This is a genomic window from Phenylobacterium sp., assembly GCF_037968635.1.
In the GTDB taxonomy this organism is placed as follows: Bacteria; Pseudomonadota; Alphaproteobacteria; order Caulobacterales; family Caulobacteraceae; genus Phenylobacterium.
The window spans coordinates 23,192-29,667 of record NZ_JBBKVV010000088.1; the positions used below are offsets into that span (position 1 = coordinate 23,192).

The window sequence follows — 6,476 nt, forward strand, 5'->3', positions numbered from 1 at the left end:
GTGCTCAGCGCCTGTCCATCGCCACGTCTTCCATATGCTGGTGCCAGCCATGCATGTCATCGATGGGCTCGGCCATGACCTCGTCAAGCAGCTCGATCTCCCGCAGCACCCGGTCGAACTCATCCAGGGCTTGCAGGGTGTCAGCCTTTGCCCCGACCGCCCCCGCCTGCTTCCGCCAAGGCTCGAACGGGAGGCCGGCCTGTTTCGGTCGCCAGCGGGGCAGCAGCTGGCCATTCAACTCCACTAGGATCGGCATCCCCCGCGCCATCGACATGAAGGCCTCATCGAGTGGCTGCTCGGGCAGACCCCGGCGTCGACGCTCCTTGTCCTGGTCTCGGCGAACCTTGAACAGCTCCTCCAAGGTGTCGTGCTCCAGCTGAATGCGCCGAAGGGTCTCATGGGGATCGTCTTTGCCGCTTCGGCCGGTCGCGATGATCGCGAAGTCCGCCACGGAGAGATCGATGCGCGCAAGCAGCTGGTCCCGGAGCGCCGCCTGGAAGCCTTGGACCGGCTCATGCCTGTCGCTCAGCAGTCGTTCCGCAAGATCGGTGATGCCGACCTTGTTCTTGTAGCGCGACGCGGTCGCCAGTTCCGGGAGGACGCGGATGGCCGTCTCGTCCAATAGGGTCGGTTCCCAGCGCAGGTGGCGCTCCTTGCCCAGCAGCGGCGCCATCAAGCCGATCGTCAGCTCGAAGTACTGGCGGGCGAGGTGGCCGACGACGGGATCGTTGCGCAAGCCCACGTGGTAGAGTTGGTTGCGATGCCGGTGGAAGATGTTGATGGCGCGGGCCTGCTCGGGCGGGATGTGCCCCAGAACCTTCAAGACCGCGACCTTCCGGCCGAAGACCTGGCCTCGGGCATCGGTGCGCTGCGTAGGCGTCAAAGTCCGATTTCCTCGGTCCCTCTCCAGGACGTCAGCGGCCTTCTGGTGACACATCAACTCGAGGGCGTTGTCGATCAAGATCAGGGCGATGCGCCCGTTGAGCGGCACATCAACGGCAAGCTCCCGACGGGCTCGGTCGAGCTGTTCGGCGACGGGGATCACACCTCTCAAAACCTACTCCTTCCGGGCACCCCCTCCCTTGGCAGAGGCCAAAATTTTTCGGCGACCAGGGTATTCGCGAGGTCGCCGACGAAAATGGGACCTCAAAGGACCGTTTTCGGCAGGTATCGATGAACCCGCAGCCCGTTGTAGCACCTTACCAGGGTCGCTGGAGGCGTGCTGCAGGAGCCGTCAGGCTTAGGGGGCGGTGGATATCTACTGGTACGTTTCCCGGTATTTTGAGAACGCCCACGGCCCGAACCTGGAACAAAGCGCGGGGATGTCGGGCGCTGGTGCGCTTCACCGCAAGACGCTCGATAAGCCCGGCGGCCTCGAGCCGGTCGCGCGCCTTGAGAATGCCGACCTTGGTCCAACAGCCAAACGGCCCGCCGACGTGCTGTGACATGCCCTCGGCGCTGATTGGCGCCTGGATGTCCGGGCCCCAGAAGTCGGCCAGGAAAACCAGTAGGGCCAGCGCCGCCGCGTCCCCGGCCAGGGCATGCAAACCGGCAGTAAAAGAGACCTCGGACACCAGAGGCTCGACCAACTGGTAACGTGCGACGTTGCCTCGCCCCCTGCTGCCGGCGCGCACCTGGCGAAGGATCTTCAGGGCCACCAGGCCCTTGATCGCGGCCACTGCATCATGAGGCTTCCAGCCGGGGATCGCGGCCGCGACACGGGCCGGCGCAAGCTCCATGTCGTCCGTGTCGAACTGGCCTTGGGTCAACCAGCCCCACAGCACCAGGCTGCGGACCTGTCTGCCCATGCGCTGCAGGACGCTCCAGACATACTTCTTCTTGCGCGGCGGCGGGTGGTTGACGCCCGTCAGGGTTCGCGCCCAAACCCCGCCCGCCAGCTTGTCCACCTCGTCTGAGGCCAGTGGAGGATCACACAGGGCGCTATTGAGGGCGTGGACGTGGTCGGTCAGGGCGACCAGCCCCTCCTCCCCGTCACCGTGGCGCTGACGGATGTCGTGGGCGCCACGGCAAGACGCCTTGAAGAGCGCGTCGTTCCTGGCGCCTTCCGGGATGGTGGCGCCGGTCAGCAGGATCGTGTTGCCCCCGCCTGCAGAAGTCTTTCGGACCTGAACCAGCCCCCGCGGTCGTTGCAGGAGCTCCCTGTGGGCCGACGAACTGAGACGGGGCAATTCACGGAGACGGCGGGTGAACTCCGCAGCGTGATCGTCGCCGTCGTAGTCAATGATCCGGTAGACCGCACCCTGATTTTCAGAGCCGGGGATCAGGACGAAGGCGGCTGACCCCGCGGCCTTGATGTCGAACGGTTGGCCCAAGGGGTGGTTGGCGCCGGCGATCTCGCCGCGTGGGTCGCCGAAGTACCAATGCTCGCCGCGCCGGGTGCCCACCCGCAATGGCGTGAAACCAGCTACGGCCTCAAACAGCGCGACCACACCGGGATCATCGGCGTCCAGGACGGCTAGCCCCTCCCGTCGCGTCGGCAGCCCGAGATTCGCGGCCGGGAAGGTCTGGGCCCACCTCTCCGTCGTCGCCGCGCTCGGCCGCCGCTTGGCGTAGGATGTGACGCAGGGGCGCTTTCCATCGACCGGGAAGGGATGGAGGCCGCCGTCGCGGTAGTCAGCAATCCATCGCCCGTAGGGCCCGGTCATGATCGGCTATCTTGCGGTTTTCGTTAGCCTGCCTACCACATCTCGCGTGCGGAGTCCGCGCCAGGCCGTCTACTTCACCCGATTTCGATGCGGTTTTCGCCCCGAAACCGCGGATTATCCCCAAGCATCCGCTCGACCAGGCTGAAGTCCCCGTCCTGCAACATTGCCGAGCGCTAGCTAGTAACGCGGACTTGGGGCGTTGAGGGTGTCCCCGCTGAAGGGGTCGGCCGGAACTACAGGCTCGGCCGTTGGCGAAGATCTTCCCCACGACTACGCCCAGGCTAGGCCGCGCGAAGGTCGTAGGCCCCCTCCCCCCAGCCTTGCACTCGGACGATCTCAGTAATCCGTCGGCCGACAGCCGTTCGCTCGATGTGGACGATCACGTTGATCGCCTGACCTATGGCCCGGTAAGGAATCCGCTGGGTCACTTCCCCGATCAGGTCCTCCAACCGTGTGAGGCCCTCCGCGGCGCTGTTGGCGTGGATGGTCGCCAACCCGCCAGGGTGGCCCGTATTCCATGCCTTCAGGAGATCGAGCGCCGACCCGTCCCTCACCTCCCCGATGATGATGCGGTCCGGCCGCAGGCGCAGGGTGTCACGCACCAGGTCGGTCATGGTCACCGGCGGGTCCGTCCGCTTGGTCAGCATCTGAATCTTGTCCTCGGCTGAGCACTGGAGCTCGGCGGTGTCCTCGATCAGCACCACGCGGTCCTGGGCAAAGGCCGGCTCTGCCAGGATGGCATTGGCGAGCGTCGTCTTGCCCGAGCCTGTGCCGCCGACGATCAGGATGTTCTGACGCGCCGTCGCCGCCTCGCGGATCACGGCGGCCTGGTGCTCGGTCATGATCCCCTGATCGACATATTCGGGCAGGGTGAACACCACCTCCGGCCGTTTGCGGATCGCGAAGGCGGGACTGGATACGATCGGCATGAAGGCGCCTTGGAACCGCTCTCCGGTCTCCGGAAGCGTGGCGCTGACCCGAGGCCGGTCCCGGGTGACCACCTCGCCCACATGGTCGGCCAGCAGTCGTAGAATCCGATCAGCGTCGGCGCTGGCCAGGCTCTGGCCGGTGAACGACCTCCCCTCCCCGATCCGGTCGACCCAGATCTTGCCGTCCGGATTGACCATGACCTCCACGACCATGCGGTCGGCGAGCGCACTGGCGATCACCGGACCCATGGCCTGCTTCAGCGCGGCGACCTTGCGGTCGGTGACGACGGGGTGGTGCTGCGGCATCGGAAATCCAATTCAACTGGAGTCAGCGGGGCGTGGGCGTCTCTGCAGGTCCGTCAGCCCAGGCTGCCGTCGTCATCGTCGTCGCCCGTCCACCGCAGGCTCGAGACGGGCGCGTGGAGGCCATGCCCGCCGTCGCCGGCGGGCAGAGGCCCATCATCCGGCGCCGCGGGGGCCGACGGTGGCACGACGCCCTTCAGGCCGGCCGGGGCCGGCTCTGCAGCGCGAACCCCAAGCCAGTCGATTTGCGCGGGTCCTGGCAGGTCAGCCGCGCCCGGCCTCTGCTCGTATTTGGCCGGCACGCCGTGGAAATAGTCCCCCGTCCGCGCCTTGAAGAACGGCTCGTCGTAGTAGCGGATCTTCTCCGCGCGGATCGGCTTGGTGTTGTTGACGAACAGGAACTGCTGGTTGTCATCCAGCTCGCGGACCCGGTCCTCGGTCAGGATGTAGCGCTCGTGCTCGCTCTGGGAGGTCGAGCGGTGCGAGCTGCCGAAGATGCTGCGCGGATCGCTGTAGCTCTCCCGCATCTCCAGCGCCTTGCCTGCCCGCCTGATCACCTTGTCGATGCTGGTCGGCTCCGAGGTCGCGAAGGTGGCGGTGATGTGCATGTTGTCGAAGATCGGCGTCTTGTCCCCATACTTGGAGAACACGTCGTTGAAGCTCTGGCAGATCAGGTGGGCGGTGATGCCGTAGCCGGCCATTTCGCCCATGGCGTTTTCCAGGAAGGGCAGGCTGCCGAGCTTGGGAAATTCGTCGAGCAGCAGCAGCAGGCGGTGCGCCTTGCGCCGCCCCCGGCTGTCGAAATGCTCGCGCTCCATCAGGCTGTTGATCGTCTGGCGCGTAAACACCCGCACCAGGAAGGCCAGCCGGTCGGCATGGGCCTGGGGGGTGATGATGTAGAAGGTGACGGGGCTCTCCGAGCACACCAGGTCGCCGATCGAGAAGTCCGACCAGCTGGTGGCGTATTCCACATAGGGGTCTGCCCACAGCGATAGCGATGCCCGGCAGGTGGCCAGCACGTTGGACTTCACCCGCTCGTCCATGCTGTCCAGCGCCGTGGCGCCCAGCAGGATCTCCGGGTGGACCTCGGCGATGGGCTTGCCGTCGGCGCCCCGCGCCAGCCCGCCCGGCGCATGAAGGTCGGGCCTATGGCGATGTTTGGTGTGCTTCATCGCGTGAAGGGTCGGGTCGATATTGATCAGCAGGCGGCGGACCTGGGCCAGGTTCTTCTTGGTGTCCTCTTCGCTGTAGAGGACGTGCAGGATGATCGCGGTGAAGAAGTCCGTCGCGCTCTGGTCCCAGAAATTGAGGTCGCCGGCCTTGCGGCCCAGCGGGTCCACCAGGATGCCGACGACGTTCTGGATGTCGGCGATCTCCATGGGCCCCTTCCGCACCTCGAACAGCGGATTCCACCGCACGGTGTTGGGGTCGGTCGGCGCGAAATAGAAGACGTGGCTGAACGTCTTCCGGTGATCGGCCGTGATGTGCCAAAGCTCGCCCTTGCGGTCGTAGACGAAGGCGCTTTGCGGCCAGGCGATCAGGGTGGGAACGACGTGGCCGGCCCCCTTCCCGCTGCGGGACGCGCCCACGATGATCGCGTGCTCCACACCGCGATAGGTGAGGTATTTGCCATTGAACCGGCCGAGCACCCGTCCGCTGATCTGGCCGTCGCCATGGACGAGTTTGGCCTTGCGGACATGGGCCTGCGTCGCCCAGGCGTCCTTGCCAAACTCTCGCGGCGCCCGGCGCGTGCTCTTGGTCAGCCCGATCAACGCCATCGTGGGGACGAACACGGTCGCCAGGGCGATCATCGCCGCCATGTCGAAGGCTTGCTGGTAGCGCGCCGCGAAGCGCCCATACCAGCCGACGAAGGCCCACGGCGCGTAGATCCTCGCCCGCCCCAGATCCAACAGGCCACGGCCGAACTCACGCGGGTAGTGGAAGTCGTGAGCGACGATCTGGGTGGCGACGGCCAGCGCGATCAACACGCTGGCCGCCGCCAGCGGCAGGATGATCTTGGGGCGGGCGTTCATGGGGCGTGTCGCTCCTACCTGCCGGGAATGATGGCGCGGCCAATCGACCGGCCCTGGCCACGTCGCAGACGCTCCAGCGCCTGTTCTTGAACCGGCGTCGGGAAGCGCTGCAGGGCCTCGCGCGCCGGGCGGCCGATATCCCGAAAGAAGCGCGTCTCGTCGGGCGACTGGTTGGGGACACGAAGCTCCCGCTGACCAAGTTCGTGCGCCAACCGCAGGTCGCTGATCGTGCGGCCGGCCAACCCGATCCGGTTGTCCATCCTCTTGATCTTCCGCTCCAGCGTGCGCCGTCCCCGAACCACGTCGGCGGCGGCTTCCAGGTCCGGCTGCCGGCGCGCCGCGACGAACGCTTGGCCCTTGGGCGAGCGGACCCAATCCTGGCGGACTTGCAGGCCAACCTCGGCCCGGCGATAGGCCTTGCGGGCCCGTCCGATGGCGTTCAGCTCGGCGTGTTTCGCCCAGATCATCCGCGCCGGATTGCGGACCCAGGCCACCAGTTCCAGGCGCCGCGAACGGGTCTTCTTCACACGCTCCTCGGTCTGCTG

Annotated in this window: 4 protein-coding genes and 1 pseudogene; all 5 read right to left on the reverse strand. The window is 66.4% G+C overall.

Annotation, left to right across the window (positions count from 1 at the left end):
* Positions 1-4: 4 nt before the first annotated feature.
* Complete coding sequence (locus tag AAC997_RS10890) at positions 5-1,045, reverse strand: hypothetical protein (protein WP_340645724.1); 1,041 nt, start codon at positions 1,043-1,045, stop codon at positions 5-7.
* Between the two features lie 154 nt (positions 1,046-1,199).
* Positions 1,200-2,666, reverse strand: a complete 1,467-nt coding sequence (locus AAC997_RS10895; RefSeq protein ID WP_340645725.1) for a bifunctional DNA primase/polymerase — start codon at positions 2,664-2,666, stop codon at positions 1,200-1,202.
* 281 nt (positions 2,667-2,947) lie between these two features.
* Complete coding sequence (gene trbB / locus AAC997_RS10900; RefSeq protein WP_340645726.1) at positions 2,948-3,901, reverse strand: P-type conjugative transfer ATPase TrbB; 954 nt, start codon at positions 3,899-3,901, stop codon at positions 2,948-2,950.
* A gap of 53 nt (positions 3,902-3,954) precedes the next feature.
* Positions 3,955-5,931: a type IV secretory system conjugative DNA transfer family protein gene (locus tag AAC997_RS10905; RefSeq protein WP_340645727.1), complete on the reverse strand. Its 1,977-nt coding sequence runs from the start codon at positions 5,929-5,931 to the stop codon at positions 3,955-3,957.
* Between the two features lie 14 nt (positions 5,932-5,945).
* Positions 5,946-6,476: pseudogene (locus AAC997_RS10910) on the reverse strand (MobA/MobL protein); the annotation flags it as partial.